We start from the raw sequence: 17,434 nt of genomic DNA, 5'->3' as shown, positions 1-17,434 counted from the left end.
ACTGTTAGGTATTTTTTCCTATACGATGGTATAGCTAAATTACTACAAAAATGTGACAGATCCTACCTCTTTCGCAAACAAAAAAACGGCACTTGTAAAGCACCGTTTTTATTGGATTTTTCGTTTTGAAAATACCTAGAACTATTTATATTAACTCAAGACTGTTTAAAAAATGTACGCTCAAACCACTTCTCTATCATTTGCTTCTCATAACGCAAAGATTCGCTGCTACGCCGAATGGAAGCATTACGTAAATAGTTCATGTCTTTAAGCTTAACGGTCTCACTCTTTAACTCATTACCATCAGCGTCAAGTAATGTGTAGCTGAAGTTTAAACGAGGAATGTCGACATCTCTCAACACTCGATATTCGTCAAAACCTCGATCAAAATTAAGCGAACCTCCTATGCCAATCTGTGACGGTACTTGCACTGTGCCGGCCAAATCAACATTGGTTACAGTCAGCGCTAACCTTTTCCCTTCAGGAAGTTCTGTAGCAAGTTCATTGAAGAATTCATGCAAATCATTAAACACTTGTTCACGGAAACGTTTACGAGACATATTCGGGCTGCGCACATCTCTATATTTTTTGGGTTCAACCCAATCAATACTGACACGCTCTTCTTTTTCGAGCGCGACTTCTGAAGGTTTATCTTCAGCCATAAGGTCAAAGCTTACAATCGAGGGGATAATCATCGCATTTGCGATTAAAAACTGCTTGATACGATTCATGTGTTGCCTCCGGTGATTTAACACTGTGGATTAATGATGAAATGCTCGACTTACTATCGATGTATCTGCCAGATGAAGCCCGCACGATGTGGAGCATTCAATATTCCGCGTTGACTACGATGGATAAGTATCTACTTTGTATGAACTGTGTTTCTGTGCTTCTGTGCTTCTGCTCAGTACTCTTCCCAAAGATTTAGCCAAAACAATACAGATTTTACAAGCTCGGCCCGTCTATAAACTTAACTTCATCTATATGATGACAAAAACGTCGAAGGTTAGTTCCGTATATAAAAGGATTTTTATCATTGCCGTCGCAATAGCGCTTTTTGAAATCGAGAAGCTCTTCTTTTGACGACGTCACCCCAATTATGTAGTCGGTTTGATGAGATTGCAGAGACATATTGTTGTAAAAAAATTTTTCTCGCAAATTTGCCAGTGTTTGTTGCTCAGGGATTTCTACTACGGCTTCGATCCATCCGGATACTGTTTGCTGAATATCTGATAAAAAATATTGCACAAAGGAGGTTCTCAACACAATGATGAGAATAGCAATTTCAATAATGATGACAAAAGTACGCCACATGCTTCTAATTGTTCCTTTATGGTTTGCAAAAATATACGCATATCTATAGCTCTAATCATAGGTAATTATACGACAAATACAATGATTATGGGCAATACACTCGTATATTTCTAACTGCTCTCGGCTTAGCTTTAGTGGCGAAAGGTATAATAAAAATAACTAAAGCGTAGACTTTACGATCAGAAAAGGCATTATCTTGATCTCAAATAACATTTTCTATCAACAACTTGATATACTCCGAATATAAGTCGAGAGGCTGTTCTTCTGCATTTATCGGAGTCTTCAATGACCGAAAAAATTAAAATCAAAGATGTCACACCGGTTAAGATCCACAAGCCAAAACAGGCCAGTGACGCCAATACCTACTCGGCGAGAAACCGCATATATGTGAGAGCCGTGGAGGGTATGTTGGAAAATATTAGGCGCTTTTTTGGCCTCATCTTTCTGGGCATCTTTGCTATTATCCCTTGGATTCAATATAAGGGCTCGCAGGCAGTGCTATTTGACATCGGCGAACAGCGCTTCAGCATTTTCGCCATGACGCTATGGCCACAAGATCTCACAATATTGGCTTATATTTTCATCGTATCTGCATTCGCCTTATTTTTCGTGACCACTTTTGCCGGTCGTGTTTGGTGCGGTTTTATGTGCCCACAAACAACTTGGACCTTCATTTATATCTGGTTTGAAGAAAAAATAGAGGGCAGTAGAAATAAACGAATGAAGCTTGATCAGCGCAAAATGGATCTCGATAAATTCACTCGAAAATTCTTAAAACACTTCGCATGGATACTTGTTGCGCTACTTACCTCTATTACCTTTGTTGGCTACTTTAGTCCTATTGACCAACTGTTCATCGATTTCTTTACTTTACATGTTGGCTTCTGGGCAGGCTTCTCAATCATTTTCTTTACTGTATGTACCTATGGCAATGCCGGTTACATGCGCGAAATTATGTGTACCCACATGTGCCCATACGCACGCTTTCAATCTGCCATGTTCGACAAGGACACGTTTACCGTTGCATACAACCCCGAACGAGGCGAACAAAGGGGACCTCGCTCTAGGAAAGTCAGTAAAGAGCAACTGGCCGAAAAAGGCCTTGGCGATTGCATAGACTGTAATTTATGCGTCCAAGTTTGCCCAACCGGCATTGATATACGCAACGGCTTGCAATACGAATGTATCAACTGCGGCGCCTGTGTTGATGCATGTAATGGCGTGATGGACAAAATGGGTTATGAAAAAGGCTTGATCAGTTTTACTTCGGAGCATCAATTAAGTGGCGGTACTACAAAAATAGTACGCCCCAAGTTAGTCGGTTACGCATTTGTACTCTTCATTATGACCAGCCTGTTAGTCGTTGACATTTATTCAAGAGCCCCCCTTGAGCTAGATATTATAAAGGATAGAAACTCCCTATACCGAGAAACAAATCAAGGCCTTATCGAGAATGTGTATACGCTAAAAATTCTCAATAAATCGCAGGCAAGTAGAGTATTTACAGTTTCTATAAGTGGTATAGAAGGAGCGAATTATGTGGGCTTATCGCAGGTAGAGGTGAAAGGTGGTGACGTATATACCTTGCCAATGAGTGTAACCGTTGACCCCTATGCTTTAAGTGAAGAAGTAACAGAGTTTACTTTCCGGCTAGAAACAAAAGATGAGAATGGCGAAACCGTAGCAGTGCAAGAAAACAGTAAGTTCATTTTCACTGATGTCTGATTTTACGTTCTCGAAACTCAATCCTGACCTTATATTGGATGCAATAGAAACGGTAGATATTCGTGCCGAATCTGGGCTTCTAGCCTTAAATAGCTACGAGAATAGGGTCTATCAGTTTTTAGCTGAAGATAACAAGCGTTACGTCGTTAAGTTTTATCGCCCACAGCGCTGGACCGACTCGCAAATTCAGGAAGAACATGACTTTGCTTTGGAGCTGTCTCATCAAGAAATACCTGTTGTTGCTCCTTTGCAGTTAGGCGCAAATAAGAGCACGTTACATCATCATGAAGCATATCGCTTTGCCGTGTTTCCATCGGCTGGCGGGCGGCAGTTTGAAGTAGACAATCTTGACCAACTGGAATGGATGGGGAGATTTATTGGCCGTATTCATAGGGTTGCTCAAGCGAAGTCTTTCAAACATCGTCCACAAATTGACACCACCAGCTATTTGGACACACCAAAACAAATCTTAGAAAATGGCTCATTGCTGCCACATCATTTGCAAACGGCTTTCCATACTATTTTGGACATGGTGATTAGCGAAACAAAAATGAAATTTAGCCAGCAATTTACACAAATACGATTACACGGTGATTTGCATCCCGGGAACATACTTTGGCGCGATGGACCAACCTTCGTTGATCTTGATGACTGTAGAACAGGCCCTGCGATTCAAGATTTATGGATGATGTTATCCGGCGATAGGCAGCAGCAATTTATTCAACTCGATACGCTAGTTGAAGCTTATGACGAATTTCACTCTTTCGACACCAATGAACTCGTTCTGATCGAAGCGCTTCGAGCTATGCGAATGGTGCATTACATGGCTTGGTTGAGTCAACGATGGGAAGATCCGGCATTTCCACAGGCGTTTCCATGGTTTGCTGAAGATAAATATTGGGAAAACCAAATTTTAGCCTTAAAAGAACAATATTCGGCACTTCAAGAAGCGCCACTCAAACTGTAATTTCTAATGGTTATATCTAATCCGAATAAAATGCTAAATAAGCCTATAAAAATTAGTATATCCCATTATACTAGCGCCCGTTCAAGGTGCTCATTGTTAGCTCAATGAGGTAAACGGGAAGCTAGTGGAAAGCTAGAGCTGCCCCCGCAACGGTAAATATATTGGTAAAACTACCACTACTTCATACATCGATTTTCGAGGTCAACCACTGCGTATTTGCGCGGGAAGGTGATGAAGTAGCTTGGCACGACTAGCTTCGTCCAAGATAGATAAGCCCGGATACCGGCCTTGATAAACTGGGCATTGTGCCTACCTTTTGTCATGCTCGGGCGGAGCATACACAGAGATATATCCAACATGAAATTAAAATTATCCACACTAGCGCTCTGTTTGGGCGTAAGTCATCTTGCCCATGCGCAAACACAATTATCTACTTCCATAGAAAAAATAAGCATCACAGGCTCTCGCGCCCCTATCGATAAATCAAGCTTAGCAGGCTCAGTCTCCTTTATTGATGAAGCGACTATAGAAGCTTCTGGTGCAACGTCATTGACTGACTTATTACGAAGATTTGCCAGCGTTAACGTGAGTCAATCAGGGCCCACCGGAACACTCACTGAATTGCGCTTTAGAGGCAGTGAGAGCAATCATATACTGGTTTTGGTTGATGGTGTTGAAATCAATGACCTAGGCCAAGGTGGCTTGGTCAATTTTGCTCACTTGCTGGTGTCGGATATTCAAGAAATCGAATTGTTGAGAGGCCCACAAAGTGCGCTTTGGGGCACAAGTGCGGTGTCGGGTGTGATATCTATCACGACTAAACGAGCCCGTTCCGGGCAAGCATTTAGCGCGAATTTGGGCTTGGGAAACCAAGCAACGAAGCAGCTTGGCCTCAACTATTCAAAAGCCACAGATGCTCTAAAGTTCTCATTGAATGCAAATCATTTTAATACCGATGGTGCAAACATTTCACTGCAAGGTGACGAGAAAGACGGGTATGAAAATACAAGCATTAGCTCTAACCTTGAATATGATGTAAACGATGAACATAAAATTGTAGCAAATCTTCGTTTTGTTGATTTTATAAGTGAATTCGACGGCGTAGACTTTGTAAATACTGGCCTTCCAACCGATGCTGACAACAACAGTGAAGGGCAAACTCTCAGCTCCTTACTACGTTGGGTTTATCAGCCCAAAGGCAGTATGTGGTCACAGTCCTTAGCTTATCAAGTAAGCAACAATGCCAGTGATAACTTTTCTAGCGGCATTTTTTCTGGTGGAACTGAAGGGCAAACTCAGCGCCTTACATGGCTAAATTTCATTAATTTATCGAGTTTGGGACACACCAAAAATAAATTTCATAACTTTATCAATTTTGGCCTTGATGCTGTTGAAGAAGACTTTGAACAAAGCGGCCCTATTGGATTTGGCGATCCGAATCAAGAACAAAACAACACAACACTTTCTGTGTTAAGTGATGGTCAATATGCGATTTTTGAGCAAACATATTTAAGCGCTAGCTTTCGACGTGATAACAGCGATGAATTTGACAATGCCAATAGCTTCAGGTTGGGCTTAAGCAGTCAACTAAGCACAGATGTAAAGGTCTTTGTTAGCAGAGGGAAGGCGATAAAAAACCCCAGCTTCACTGAACGCTTTGGCTTCTTTGCAGGCACTTTCATAGGTAACCCAGCATTACGCCCTGAATCTAGTTATTCAAATGAGGTCGGTCTCGAATATCAAGCTAATAAGGCTGTGAATATGGAATTGACCTACTTCGATACAGCGCTTCGCAATGAAATCAACGGTTTTGTTTTTGACGCTTCAACAGGCGGATTCACTGCAGACAATATCGACGAGCAAAGCACTAGAGAAGGTGTAGAGTTAACTCTGGCAGGAGACTATAAAAATCTGCAATGGTCTGCGAGTTATGCCTACCTCGATTCCAAAGCTCCGACGGAAGTGGAGTTAAGACGAGCTCGCCATACTGGCTCTATTTCGCTTAACTATGCCTTTTCTGAAGCTCACAGGCTTTATTTGCAGGGCGATTATAGTGGTAGCAAAACTGACCGTTTCTTTCCGCCTTTCCCGCTGCCATCTGAAGTAGTAAAACTAGCGCCTTATTGGTTAGTAAGTGCAAATTATAGTGCTCAATTGAACAAAGAATGGGGGCTAAGCATTCGTGTCGACAACTTATTCGACGAAGGCTATCAAGATGTTTTTGGTTTTGTTGGTCAACCAAGACGAGTCATGGCTAATATTCAATATGAATGGAACTAATTGAGTGAATGGCGACCTAAAGCAGATCAAGCCGTAATGTAGAACTGAACAGAAAATGAATATGGCCAGATTAGCACCGCAGTTTGGCCTTTTTTTTTGAACTGATTTTCGGCTTTATGATACTCTAGGGCTAACAAATGACAGGCGCAAAAACTTGCGTTAACAAAGGAATCTATTAATGAAGAAGTTTCTCTCTCTATTTTTGCTGGTTGTATTACTCCCCTTTTATGCAAATGCTCAAGATGCATGGCAAGAAGGTAAACACTATAAAGTGATCAGTGAAACCAGAACCGCCAAACCTGAAGTAAAAGAGTTTTTTTCTTTTTGGTGCCCTGCCTGTTACCGTTTTGAACCTTTGGTAAAAAACATTAAAGATGGTTTGGACAAAGACGTAAAATTCACCAAAGTGCATGTCAATTTCATGAGCTTGGCAGGCCCTGAAGTACAAGAAAACGCCACTACAGCGATGGTGATCGCAAGAGCACTTAAGAAAGAAGAAGAGCTCAATGGAGCCATCTTCAACTATATCCACCAACAGCGTTCGGTAATTACTGGTTTGAAGGACCTAAGAAACATCTTCGTGGTTAATGGAGTTGATGGTGAAGAGTTCGATAAGTTAGCGAAAAGTTTCAGCGTGAAAAGTTTAGCAAATAAAAACAACAAACAAGTCGTAGAGTTTAGACAGCATGTAACTGGTGTTCCAAACTTTATCGTGAATGGTAAGTATCAAGCAACCTTCAGCAGAGATATGACCACAGACCAAATTGTTGAATTAATTGTGTGGCTAACCAAACAGCCTTAGTCGATAATTCGACATTTTAAAAAAGCCCTGCAAGGGCTTTTTTTGTACCTAATTTTCTCTATGAGGACACACCTAGCTGCAATGTTTTTGAACGCACTACATTTATTAGGACACACCTAACTCAAATACAAGTAAGCCACTTTCTGCACTTTTAGGCCTTTTAGGCCTTTTAGGCCTTTTAGGCCTTTTAGGCCTTTTAGGCCTTTTAGAAGATTCAAATCTGTTTGGCATGTCCTCATAACAATTATTTGGTGTGTCCTAATTACAAGTAATTGTTGACTTAATTAGTTTACCAAGCGCCAAAAACATCTATACTCTTTACAAAACAAAACGGAAAATTTGCTATGAAATCAGTTTGTAATCCCCTATTTGCTCTATTCGTTATAGTCTTTCTAAGTGCTTGTGAGAAGCAAGACGATATTCAAAATCAGGCGAGTAGTTCTGAAGCGACGGTTGCTCAAAGCGAAGTAAATACCACTCAAGCTTCAATTGAAAGCTCGGTGCTAGTACCTTGGAAAGAAGGCACTCATTATAAGGTGTTAGAGCAAGAGTTGACGCAGAGTCCTGTTGTGGTTGAATACTTCTCTTTTTGGTGTCCTGCCTGTTATAACTTTGAGCCGCTAGCAAAAGAAATAGAACGTCAACTTGGCACTGAAGTGGCATTTCAGAAAGTACATGTTAATTTCATGGGTTTGGCTTCAAAGCAATCACAAGAGCTAGCAACCCTTGGAATGGCTATCGCAAGACATTTGAATAATGAGACTTTAGTAAACGCGTCCATATTTTCTAAAATACATCAGGAACGCCAAAACATAACTACAATAGACGATATAAAAAGTATTTTTCTCTCCTTAAACGTTTCTGAGAAAGATTTTCTTGCTGCCGCCGAGAGTGACGAAGTTGTCGCCATCTATGAGGCCAATAATGCGCTCATTGATACAAACAGAGAGGACTTAAACGGTGTTCCCAACTTCATTGTAAATGGAAAATATCAGGCAACATTCACACGAGATATGAATGCACAAGATGTCATTGAACTTATCAAGTGGCTAAGTCAACAACAATAACTAAAGAAAAGGATTACCATGTTAAATAAATCGACAATTTCAATTGCAATATTGAGCGCTTTGATTGGTCTCAGCGCGTGTACCGAAAACTCATCGAAAGATGCATCTATCGAAAGCGTAGATACAGAGTCACCGAAGACTCAAATGAGCGAACAAGACAATGGAGTGGTCAGCGTCGACACAACTGCACTCTCTGCCGCGGTAAATTCTCGTAGTGAAGACGAGAAAGCAAGAGATGAAGCTCGCCACCCTGTCGAAACACTATCATTCTTCAGAGTTGCGCCCGGCATGTCAGTAGCCGAAGCACTACCCGGTGGCGGTTGGTATTCCAAAATCCTTGCCACTTATCTAGGAGAAAAGGGGCAACTCCATGGGATTAATTATAATGAAGATATGTGGCCGATGTTCGGGTTCTTTTCTGAGGAAGCCATGCAAAGCATGATAGCTCGCACTGCTAAGTTTCCAGAAATGATCAGTGAGTTCGGTGAAAAGATGCCAAGTGCAAGTGGTTTCACCTTTGCATCAGCACCACAGGAGTTATTCGGCACCGTTGATCGCGTATTGTTTGTCAGGGCATTACATAACCTAAATCGATTTGAAGGCGAAGCAGGTACAATGACGCAAGCACTGAAAACTGCGCATCAACTGCTCAAAGAGGATGGCTTGGTAGGCGTTGTTCAACATGAAAGCCCTGAGGCTAATAGTGATGAATGGGCAAATGGCGGAGCCGGTTACCTTAAGAAATCTCAAGTAATTAAAGCGTTTACTGATGCTGGTTTTGAGTTAGTCGACGAATCGAATATCAATGCTAACGCTAAAGACCTACCGTCAGAAAAAGACATCGTTTGGCGCCTACCGCCATCGTATAATGGCACTGCCGATGACCCAGAGTTAAAAGCTGCAGTCGACGCTATTGGAGAGTCGAATCGTATGACTCTCTTGTTTAAAAAAGTAGGTTAATGCATGAAAGCTGCTGCTTGCCATATTCTTGTAAAAACTAAAGCTCAAGCTGATAAAATCAAGAAAGAACTTGATCGTGGAGCTAACTTTCAAGCTCTTGCGAAAAAGTATAGTGATTGCCCTTCGGCAAAAAAGGGTGGCGATTTGGGCGAGTTTAAGCAGGGCGATATGGTGAGAGCGTTTGATAATGTTGTTTTTAAAAAAGAACTATTGGTTGTTCATGGCCCCATCAAAACTAAATTTGGCTTCCATTTAATTAAAACACTTTACCGAAACTAAAGCTGACCTCGGTTAGCAAATACAAAAGGGAGCTACATTAGCTCCCTTTTACAATAACAAACAGCATATCAAGTAGATGAACTTAATTTAAGAATCAACTACCCGAGAGTATCCGAAACGACCCTATATCGCGGGTCCTCATTCACATTTATTTCAACGTAATCACCTGCCTTTTTAAGCAAAACTCGGCATTCAGAGCTGATGTGCCTTATATGTAACTTTTTTCCCTGTTCTTTATATTTGTCGGCAAGCCCATCAAGTGCATCGATACCGGATGAATCCCAAATTCGTGATTCTCTAAAGTCGATAACCACATCTTCAGGATCATTTTGCGGGTCGAATATCTCCCTAAAATGAGAAACAGAACCGAAGAATAATGGCCCCTCTAAATCGTAGACCTTCCAACCGTCTTCATCGGTATGAGTTTTAGCCATAATGTGTGTGGCGTGCTTCCATGCAAACACTAAAGCAGAAACGATAACGCCAACAATAACGGCAATTGCCAGATCAGCTATCACAGTTATACCAGTGACCAAAAACAGTACGAAAGCGTCTTCCTTATTAACGCCGCGAATAATTCTAAATGATGCCCATTCGAAAGTTCCGATAACGACAACAAACATCATACCAACCAAGGCAGCTAGCGGTATCATTTCAATCAGGGGGGCTGCGAAAAGAATAAAACCAAGCAATACCAATGCAGCAGTAATACCTGATAGACGACCACGGCCACCAGAATTGATGTTAATCATACTCTGGCCAATCATCGCACAGCCACCCATGCCCCCGAAAAAACCATTTACGGTATTGGCGACACCTTGACCAACGCACTCCTTGTTACCTTGACCTCGAGTGTCGGTCATTTCATCTATTAAGGTAAGTGTTAGTAAAGATTCGATTAGGCCAACTAAGGCCAAAATCACCGCAGTCGGCAGAATGATGTAAAGCGTTTCAAGGTTAAATGGGACCATCGGAATACTAAAACTCGGTAATTCACCAGCAAGGGTAACACTGTCTTTTTGGGCTTCCGGTACCATGTCGCGCACGAAATCAATAACCGTTCTGGCGTCTAAGTCAAGCCCATGAACAAGCAGAGTGACACCAACGATGGCAACTAGAGAGGCTGGAACTGCGGTAGTCAACTTAGGTAGTAGATAAATTACGGCCATCGTCAAACCGACTAAACCAAGCATAATGTAAAGCATCGAGCCCGACATCCACTCCAGATCGCCTAAGGGGCTAGTTATTTTAAATTGCCCCAATTGAGCAAGGAAAATGACGATTGCAAGGCCATTTACAAAACCTAACATAACTGGGTAGGGAACAAGTCTAATGAACTTTCCTAAACGAAAAATTCCAGCAAGTATTTGCAGTAAACCAGCAAGTAGCACCGCTGCAAATAAGTATTGAACGCCATGCTGCGCCACCAACGCAACCATCACGACTGCCATTGCACCTGTAGCACCGGATATCATCCCTGGTCTGCCACCAATTGCAGATGTTATTAGACCCATCATGAAGGCCGCATATAGGCCGACCATTGGTTCTACGCCAGCGACGAAAGCAAAGGCAACAGCTTCAGGAACAAGCGCCAGTGCAACGGTAATACCCGAAAGGATGTCGTTTTTGACGTTTCCTTGGGTGCCATTAATTAAATTAAACATATATCAATATCAAATAACTCAAAAGTGGCCGGAGTCTAGCAGAATTGAAAGTAAATTTCTTTTAAGAGATTGTTAATTGCTTCAATATCGCCAAATTTCTATTTTCCACCGCCGAGGCAATTTGGCGATTGTGGGGACACACCCATTTTCTTGTTCCATTCATCTACAGTATAAATATGTTGGGCGAGCGCATGCACAGGCCCAGCGAGTTCATCTGCCAGTAATTTATTTATGCTTCTTTGGCGCTGGATCAGCCTCTGCCCCACTACGTCGTTCGAAACTAAAGTTATCTTGAAGTGAGTTTCAGAATTGGCGGGTACATTGTGCATGTGACTCTCGTTCTCTACAGAGAGAAACTCAAGAGAGTAGGCTTGCTGTAATTTTGCCTCAATTGCTTTTTGTACACTCATCATTCTTCCCTTATTTCTGTAGTTTTTTGGTATGTCTATCACTATGAGGACACACCAACTTATCGTCAAACATACTAACTTCTTTACAAGTTGAAATCATGTACGAATTTATTTTTTAATAATGTGGCGAAAAGTTAAATTGATTCTAGGAGCGTGTACTTTTGTCGTTTTCGCTATCCCGTGCAGCCAATACCGTTGAGTTTGGCCGGACATTAGCAATAAAGAGCCGTTGCGTAACTGAATGCTGTACTTTTCACCACTGATTTTGTGTTTAAAGTCGAAGCGCCGTGTTTCTCCTAAAGACACGGAAGCAATCGTTGGGGTGTGTCCTAATTCAGGTTCGTCGTCTGAATGCATTCCCATTCCGTCACTGCCGTCACGATATAAATTAGCCAACACAGAATTGAATCTTTTGCCTGATATTTGCTCAGCCAGGTTTTTTAATTTTAAAAGTTGGTGTGTCCAATTAAGCGATTTCATTGTTTCACCCGAATACGCATAATCAGTTCCCGGATCGCCATACCACGCCTGGAGCCTCGGTATTTTATGAGTTTTACCAAATAGCTTAATAAAACCCTCACTCCAATCCAACGAGTTGTGTAAGCTTTGAAAGAAGTATTTGGACTGAGATTCGTCTAGCCAGTTCTCCAAGTAGTGTACCTTTGCATCGGCGAGCGGTAGACTCTGTAACTCATTTTGAGGAAAAAGACTTTTTTGCATAGATATTATGATAAGAAGCTAACAAAGGTTGTTGATGAATACGCACTTTAGCGCATTTGAGCGCACTTTACATTTGGAACGCTACCCCGCAAAGCACCAACATGTAAGCTTGCAAGCATGGGACTCGGCTGATGAATACATCATTCAACATATTGAAGACTGTAATTTGATCAGCACTTCAAGCGAAAAAAGTAGTAATAAGGACACACCACTTATTATTCTAAACGACGAGTTTGGAGCTCTGTCATGCTGGTTCCATTCAGCAAAACCAGTCTTTATATCCGACTCATGGATTTCCCATAAAAGTCTGATGACTAACATGCTAATTAATGACTTAAATCCCGAGAGCATTACATTTTGCGACGCATTAACAAATCTCGCAACTCTCATGCCTGCAGCACCCAAGCTTGTTCTGTTGAAAATCCCAAGGTCACTCGCACTGCTCGAGTATCAGTTGATTAATTTATCAAAAGTCATAAATGAAGATACAAAAGTCGTAGCCGCAGGTAAGGTCAAATCGGTACAAAATTCCGTGTTAAAACTCTTTGAAAAGCATATAGGTAAAACAACTACCTCCTTAGCGAAAAAGAAATCTAGACTGATATTTTCTCAATTTGAAACGAAAGAACCTCATGTTAGTCCTTACCCTAGCATTGTAGAGGACCCCCTCATTCCCTTTGCACTTCACAACCATGCAAACGTTTTTTGCAGAGATCACCTTGATATTGGAGCCAGAATTTTACTGAAGAATCTCCCTAACGCTGAGGGAGCAAGAGTCATCGATCTAGGATGCGGAAATGGCGTGCTTGGTGTGTCCATATTAGATAAATATAAAGATGCGCACGTTACCTTTGTTGATGAATCCTTTATGGCAATCGAATCCGCCAAACAGACTCTGCTAGCCCATTTAGGCTCTTTGGATAGGGCTAGTTTTTTCGTAAGTAATTGTTTAGAAGAAGTATTGAAGGAAGAGCCACGCGATTACAGTTTAGTTTTATGTAATCCTCCCTTCCATCAACAAAATGCAGTGACTGACCATGTTGCCACACAAATGTTTAGCGACTCAAAGTCCGCGCTAAAACAAGGCGGAGAATTAAGGATTGTTGGTAATCGTCATTTAGACTACCATCAAAAGCTAAAAAAACTATTTGGTGGTTATCAAGTCATTGACAGTAATAAGAAATTCAGTGTTTTATCGACCTACAAGGCGAGGTAATTAGATGCAAAAAATCATATTCATTCTAACCGCAATATTCATCATCACTGGGGATGTTTCGGCTAAATCTAGCAAGGAACCTGGCGCTAATATTCAAGCAGATAACTACTATCCGCTAGTTAAAATAGAAACATCTATTGGTGATTTCATTATTGAACTCAATCGCAAGCGCGCACCTGCAACCGTAAATAGTTTTCTCAGTTACGTCGTGAGAAAGGAATATGATGGCACTATTTTCCATCGAGTCATCCCAAATTATATTGCTCAAGGAGGTGGCTACGAAACGGGTTTCAAGGAAAGAAAAACATCGAGAACAATCATTAATGAATCTGGCAATGGCCTAAAAAATGACATGTATAGCATTTCGATGGCACGTGAAGACGATCCTCACAGTGCAACCAGACAGTTTTTCTTTAACCTCAAAGACAATGACAACCTCAACCCAGGAAAAGGATGGGGCTACACAGTCTTTGGCTATGTCACAGATGGTACCGAAGTGATAGATGCTTTCTCAGAAATTGAAACAGAATACAAGGCAACAATTCGCTTTCAAGACACTCCTAAAGAAGATGTGATTTTAATAAAAGCAACGGTTTTACCCCTAGACCATTGATTTGATTCTATACTCTTCGTGTTAGCTCAATTTCAGCAAAATACTTTATGCTTTAATTGAATATGTATGTTGGCTTGACCAATCTATACTGAAATTTCTTAACGCGAAAAGGAAATAACATGAAAGCATCAGATTTGATGGTAAAAGCGCTAGAAGCAGAGGGCGTTGAATACATATTTGGAATACCTGGGGAAGAAAACCTCGACTTGCTTGAGTCTCTGAGGAACTCCTCAATTAAACTGGTGCTAACTCGTCACGAACAGGGCGCTGGCTTCATGGCAGCAACTTACGGCAGACTTACGGGTAAAGTGGGCGTTTGCCTCTCTACTCTCGGGCCAGGGGCCACCAACCTAGTTACCCCAGCCGCCTACGCTCAACTCGGTGCGATGCCAATGCTGATGATTACTGGTCAAAAACCAATAAAAACAAGTAAGCAGGGCCGATTTCAAGTCATTGATGTAGTAGACATGATGCGTCCAATTACCAAATATACCACGCAGGTCGTTAGTGGAGACCGTATCCCGTCCGTCGTGCGTGAAGCCTTTAGGTTAGCATCTGAAGAACGCCCTGGCGCGGTACACATAGAACTGCCTGAAGATATTGCAGCAGAAGATACTTCGGCCAAAGTGCTTACACCAAGTGTCACCCGCCGCCCTATCGCAGAGTATAAAGCAATACACCGTGCAGTCGAAATGATTGAAGACGCTAAGTCGCCGGTATTGCTGATAGGTGCGGGGGCCAACCGCAAGCTAACAGCAAAGATGTTGCAAGAGTTTGTGGACAAAACCGGCGTACCTTATATCACAACACAAATGGGCAAAGGAGTGTTAGACGAGAGTGGAAAATTGTTCATGGGTAACACTGCACTCTCGTCGGGCGACTTTGTGCATCGCGTCATCGACCGAGCTGACCTGATTATCAACGTTGGACACGATGTGGTTGAGAAACCGCCGTTCTTTATGGAAGACGATAGTAAGCAAGTGATACATATTAACTTCGATTCCGCATCGGTTGACCCAGTGTATTTTCCTCAACTCGAAGTCATTGGGGACATTGCCAACAGTATTTGGCAGATTAAAGAAAAAATTCAACCGCAAGAGAGCTGGAAGTTAGGTTTCTATCAAGATGTACATGATGCTTATGTTACTCATAGAAATGAATCGGAAGACGACGACCGTTTCCCTATCTTACCCGAAAGGTTTGTAAGAGAAGTACGCAAAGCGATGCCAAAAGACGGTATTGTTACACTAGACAACGGTGTGTACAAAATTTGGTTTGCTCGAAACTACCCTGCATTTTTACCCAACACATTGCTTCTTGATAACGCGCTAGCAACAATGGGCGCTGGCCTTCCCTCTGCTATGGCTGCAAAGTTAGTTCATCCCGAGAAGGCGGTGATTACAGTATGCGGCGATGGTGGTTTTATGATGAATAGCCAAGAACTCGAAACTGCCGTGAGATTAAAGCTTCATATTGTAGTCATCATTCTTCGTGACGATGCTTATGGCATGATCAAGTGGAAACAAGCGAATATGGAGTTCGAAAACTATGGTTTGGACTATGGAAACCCTGATTTCGTTAAGTACGTTGAATCGTACGGCGGCAAAGGCTGGAGAATTGATGCTACAGATGCATTACTTCCCACACTAGAAGCTTGTTTAAATGATCCTGCGGTCCATTTAATCGACGTGCCCGTTGACTACAGCTTGAATGACGAGACATTGAATAAAACAATTCGCACACTTAGTTCAAAGCTCTAACTATTGTGAGAGCACACTACTAGGACACACCAAATTGCACTACGAGGACACACCACATTGTGTTTTTGATGTGTATGTAGTGCGCTCACGTTTTGAGACTGTTCTTAAATTGGTGTGTCTGAATAAGGAAGAAACAATGAAAAAATTAGCCAAGCATTACCCATACTATTTGGCAAATAAAGCCATTTACGCAAACGAAGACCTAGATGTTACAAACAAATATACCGGTGACATTGCCACCAGAGTAGCTTTAGCTGATGCTGAAATCATTGATAAAGCAATTGAAGCTGCAGAAAATAGCCAAAAAGTGCTAAATAAGATGCCAGCATTTAAGCGACAAGAAATCCTGGAACACTGTGTTAATCGTTTTCGAGAGAGATACGACGAACTGGCATATGCACTTTGTATTGAAGCAGGAAAACCAATAAAAGATGCCCGAGGTGAAGTTACTCGCCTCATTGACACTTTTAAGATTGCTGCGGAAGAATCGGTAAGAATCGAAGGCGAAGTAATGAATCTAGAAATAACTGAGCGCGCCAAAGGTTACCAAGGTCAATATAAAAAAGTGCCTATCGGACCCTGTTCTTTTATTTCACCATTTAATTTTCCATTAAATTTAGCGGCCCACAAAATAGCACCGGCAATAGCGGCAGGTTGTGCGTTTGTGTTAAAACCTGCTAGTAGGACGCCAATTGGCGCTCTTATTATTGGCGATATATTAGCAGAAACCGATTTACCAGAAGGAGCTTTCTCTATCCTACCCTGCAGCAGAGATGGTGCTGACCTTTTCACGACAGATGATAGGTTTAAGCTACTAAGTTTCACAGGCTCACCGAGTGTTGGTTGGGAATTAAAGGCTAAAGCCGGTAAAAAGCCGGTCATTTTAGAACTTGGTGGCAACGCGGGTTGTATTGTCGATCACGACGCTGACATAGATGACGCTGTAGAAAGAATAGTGTTTGGTGCTTATTACCAATCAGGACAAAGCTGTATAAGTGTTCAGCGAATTTATATCCACGATGCCGTTTATGAGGAGTTCAAAGCTAAATACGTAGAGAAGGTGGCTAATTTAGTGCATGGCGACCCGCTCAACGAAGATACTTTTATTGGCCCCATGATTTCTGAGTCAGAAGCAAAAAGACTAGAGAGCTGGATAAAATCAGCCGTCGATGCAGGAGCCAAGCTTCTTTGCGGTGGTAAAAGAGATGGATTGATGCTGCAAGCGACTCTGCTGGAGGATGTACCATCAGACAGTGATATTAATGCTGAAGAAGCTTTTGGTCCGGTCTCAGTCATTAGCAAATTCAGTGATTTTGAGGAAGCGTTACATTTAGTTAACGATAGTCAATTTGGCCTTCAGGCTGGTATTTTTACACGTGACATTTATAAAGCATACCAAGCTTGGGACACGCTGGATGTTGGCGGAGTCGTGATAGGAGATGTACCGAGCTGGCGCGTCGACAATATGCCTTATGGTGGTGTAAAGGAATCCGGTCTGGGTAGAGAAGGTATTAAGTTTGCAATTGAAGATATGACTGAAATCAGATTAATGGTACTTCGAACACCACAGTAGCTGGTCAAACAGACTAGCGAACTAGGTTATTAGGACACACCCAATTATCAGAAATTATCGTTTTTAACTAATTAATTGGAAATT

At 41.8% G+C, this 17,434-nt stretch carries 16 protein-coding genes and 1 riboswitch; of the genes, 11 read left to right on the top strand and 5 right to left on the bottom strand.

Going from position 1 to position 17,434, the window contains the following annotated elements:
• Window positions 1-155 precede the first annotated feature (155 nt).
• Both ISG33_RS00660 and ISG33_RS00655 read right to left on the bottom strand, forming a co-directional pair.
• Complete coding sequence (locus tag ISG33_RS00660; RefSeq protein WP_195731660.1) at window positions 156-731, bottom strand: DUF3016 domain-containing protein; 576 nt, start codon at window positions 729-731, stop codon at window positions 156-158.
• Window positions 732-945: 214 nt separating this feature from the next.
• Window positions 946-1,314: a hypothetical protein gene (locus tag ISG33_RS00655; RefSeq protein ID WP_195731659.1), complete on the bottom strand. Its 369-nt coding sequence runs from the start codon at window positions 1,312-1,314 to the stop codon at window positions 946-948.
• A 285-nt stretch (window positions 1,315-1,599) separates the two neighbouring features.
• Between ISG33_RS00655 and ccoG the strand changes: the two genes are divergently transcribed.
• The 7 genes from ccoG to ISG33_RS00620 all read left to right on the top strand — a co-directional run bounded on the left by ccoG (window position 1,600) and on the right by ISG33_RS00620 (window position 9,394).
• Complete coding sequence (gene ccoG, locus ISG33_RS00650; RefSeq protein ID WP_195731658.1) at window positions 1,600-3,039, top strand: cytochrome c oxidase accessory protein CcoG; 1,440 nt, start codon at window positions 1,600-1,602, stop codon at window positions 3,037-3,039.
• Window positions 3,032-4,006 carry a serine/threonine protein kinase gene (locus ISG33_RS00645; RefSeq protein ID WP_195731657.1) on the top strand — a complete coding sequence of 325 codons (975 nt, stop codon included), beginning with the start codon at window positions 3,032-3,034 and terminating at the stop codon, window positions 4,004-4,006. Before ccoG ends, ISG33_RS00645 begins: the two co-directional genes overlap by 8 nt.
• Before the next feature lie 67 nt (window positions 4,007-4,073).
• A riboswitch (cobalamin riboswitch) is annotated at window positions 4,074-4,311 on the top strand.
• A gap of 52 nt (window positions 4,312-4,363) precedes the next feature.
• Window positions 4,364-6,286 (top strand): TonB-dependent receptor plug domain-containing protein, encoded by a 1,923-nt coding sequence (locus tag ISG33_RS00640; RefSeq protein ID WP_195731656.1) that lies wholly within the window; start codon window positions 4,364-4,366, stop codon window positions 6,284-6,286.
• A gap of 178 nt (window positions 6,287-6,464) precedes the next feature.
• Window positions 6,465-7,088 (top strand): thiol:disulfide interchange protein DsbA/DsbL, encoded by a 624-nt coding sequence (locus tag ISG33_RS00635; protein ID WP_195731655.1) that lies wholly within the window; start codon window positions 6,465-6,467, stop codon window positions 7,086-7,088.
• A gap of 344 nt (window positions 7,089-7,432) precedes the next feature.
• Complete coding sequence (locus ISG33_RS00630; protein WP_195731654.1) at window positions 7,433-8,155, top strand: thiol:disulfide interchange protein DsbA/DsbL; 723 nt, start codon at window positions 7,433-7,435, stop codon at window positions 8,153-8,155.
• 18 nt (window positions 8,156-8,173) lie between these two features.
• Window positions 8,174-9,115, top strand: a complete 942-nt coding sequence (locus tag ISG33_RS00625) for a class I SAM-dependent methyltransferase (RefSeq protein ID WP_195731653.1) — start codon at window positions 8,174-8,176, stop codon at window positions 9,113-9,115.
• 3 nt (window positions 9,116-9,118) lie between these two features.
• Complete coding sequence (locus ISG33_RS00620; protein WP_195731652.1) at window positions 9,119-9,394, top strand: peptidylprolyl isomerase; 276 nt, start codon at window positions 9,119-9,121, stop codon at window positions 9,392-9,394.
• A gap of 98 nt (window positions 9,395-9,492) precedes the next feature.
• Here the strand turns inward: ISG33_RS00620 and ISG33_RS00615 are convergent, their stop codons facing one another.
• From ISG33_RS00615 to ISG33_RS00605, 3 genes are all read right to left on the bottom strand, one after another.
• On the bottom strand, window positions 9,493-11,058 hold the full coding sequence (locus ISG33_RS00615; RefSeq protein WP_195731651.1) for a SulP family inorganic anion transporter: 1,566 nt from the start codon (window positions 11,056-11,058) through the stop codon (window positions 9,493-9,495).
• Between the two features lie 98 nt (window positions 11,059-11,156).
• Complete coding sequence (locus ISG33_RS00610; protein WP_195732949.1) at window positions 11,157-11,468, bottom strand: BolA family protein; 312 nt, start codon at window positions 11,466-11,468, stop codon at window positions 11,157-11,159.
• Window positions 11,469-11,576: 108 nt separating this feature from the next.
• A complete protein-coding gene (locus ISG33_RS00605) occupies window positions 11,577-12,188 on the bottom strand; it encodes an alpha-ketoglutarate-dependent dioxygenase AlkB family protein (RefSeq protein WP_195731650.1) in 612 nt (203 codons plus the stop codon).
• Window positions 12,189-12,222: 34 nt separating this feature from the next.
• On the opposite strand from ISG33_RS00605, the gene ISG33_RS00600 reads away from it, so the two are divergent.
• The 4 genes from ISG33_RS00600 (at window position 12,223) to ISG33_RS00585 (ending at window position 17,350) form a co-directional block, all read left to right on the top strand.
• On the top strand, window positions 12,223-13,404 hold the full coding sequence (locus ISG33_RS00600) for a methyltransferase (RefSeq protein ID WP_195731649.1): 1,182 nt from the start codon (window positions 12,223-12,225) through the stop codon (window positions 13,402-13,404).
• A 4-nt stretch (window positions 13,405-13,408) separates the two neighbouring features.
• The gene (locus ISG33_RS00595; RefSeq protein WP_195731648.1) at window positions 13,409-14,017 is read left to right on the top strand and encodes a peptidylprolyl isomerase; all 609 of its coding nucleotides are present in this window, start codon (window positions 13,409-13,411) and stop codon (window positions 14,015-14,017) included.
• Between the two features lie 119 nt (window positions 14,018-14,136).
• Window positions 14,137-15,777, top strand: coding sequence for an acetolactate synthase large subunit (locus ISG33_RS00590; protein ID WP_195731647.1), 1,641 nt, complete (start codon window positions 14,137-14,139; stop codon window positions 15,775-15,777).
• Between the two features lie 136 nt (window positions 15,778-15,913).
• Window positions 15,914-17,350 carry an aldehyde dehydrogenase family protein gene (locus ISG33_RS00585; protein ID WP_195731646.1) on the top strand — a complete coding sequence of 479 codons (1,437 nt, stop codon included), beginning with the start codon at window positions 15,914-15,916 and terminating at the stop codon, window positions 17,348-17,350.
• The last annotated feature ends 84 nt before the right edge of the window (window positions 17,351-17,434 follow it).

Origin of the sequence: Marinibium conchae (assembly GCF_015595035.1) — a bacterium.
GTDB lineage: Bacteria > Pseudomonadota > Gammaproteobacteria > Enterobacterales > Alteromonadaceae > Glaciecola.
Note: the sequence above shows the minus strand (reverse complement) of the source record. Positions and strands in the feature narration are given on the sequence as shown.

Excerpts from the sequence above, each read along its gene's own strand:
- ISG33_RS00595 (WP_195731648.1), top strand. The coding sequence starts at position 13,409 with ATGCAAAAAATCATATTCATTCTAACCGCAATATTCATCATCACTGGG.
- ISG33_RS00585 (WP_195731646.1), top strand. The coding sequence starts at position 15,914 with ATGAAAAAATTAGCCAAGCATTACCCATACTATTTGGCAAATAAAGCC.
- ISG33_RS00610 (WP_195732949.1), bottom strand. The coding sequence starts at position 11,468 with ATGAGTGTACAAAAAGCAATTGAGGCAAAATTACAGCAAGCCTACTCT.
- ISG33_RS00630 (WP_195731654.1), top strand. The coding sequence starts at position 7,433 with ATGAAATCAGTTTGTAATCCCCTATTTGCTCTATTCGTTATAGTCTTT.
- ISG33_RS00645 (WP_195731657.1), top strand. The coding sequence starts at position 3,032 with ATGTCTGATTTTACGTTCTCGAAACTCAATCCTGACCTTATATTGGAT.
- ISG33_RS00660 (WP_195731660.1), bottom strand. The coding sequence starts at position 731 with ATGAATCGTATCAAGCAGTTTTTAATCGCAAATGCGATGATTATCCCC.
- ISG33_RS00655 (WP_195731659.1), bottom strand. The coding sequence starts at position 1,314 with ATGTGGCGTACTTTTGTCATCATTATTGAAATTGCTATTCTCATCATT.
- ISG33_RS00605 (WP_195731650.1), bottom strand. The coding sequence starts at position 12,188 with ATGCAAAAAAGTCTTTTTCCTCAAAATGAGTTACAGAGTCTACCGCTC.
- ISG33_RS00590 (WP_195731647.1), top strand. The coding sequence starts at position 14,137 with ATGAAAGCATCAGATTTGATGGTAAAAGCGCTAGAAGCAGAGGGCGTT.
- ISG33_RS00625 (WP_195731653.1), top strand. The coding sequence starts at position 8,174 with ATGTTAAATAAATCGACAATTTCAATTGCAATATTGAGCGCTTTGATT.
- ISG33_RS00620 (WP_195731652.1), top strand. The coding sequence starts at position 9,119 with ATGAAAGCTGCTGCTTGCCATATTCTTGTAAAAACTAAAGCTCAAGCT.
- ISG33_RS00640 (WP_195731656.1), top strand. The coding sequence starts at position 4,364 with ATGAAATTAAAATTATCCACACTAGCGCTCTGTTTGGGCGTAAGTCAT.
- ISG33_RS00635 (WP_195731655.1), top strand. The coding sequence starts at position 6,465 with ATGAAGAAGTTTCTCTCTCTATTTTTGCTGGTTGTATTACTCCCCTTT.
- ccoG (WP_195731658.1), top strand. The coding sequence starts at position 1,600 with ATGACCGAAAAAATTAAAATCAAAGATGTCACACCGGTTAAGATCCAC.
- ISG33_RS00615 (WP_195731651.1), bottom strand. The coding sequence starts at position 11,058 with ATGTTTAATTTAATTAATGGCACCCAAGGAAACGTCAAAAACGACATC.
- ISG33_RS00600 (WP_195731649.1), top strand. The coding sequence starts at position 12,223 with ATGAATACGCACTTTAGCGCATTTGAGCGCACTTTACATTTGGAACGC.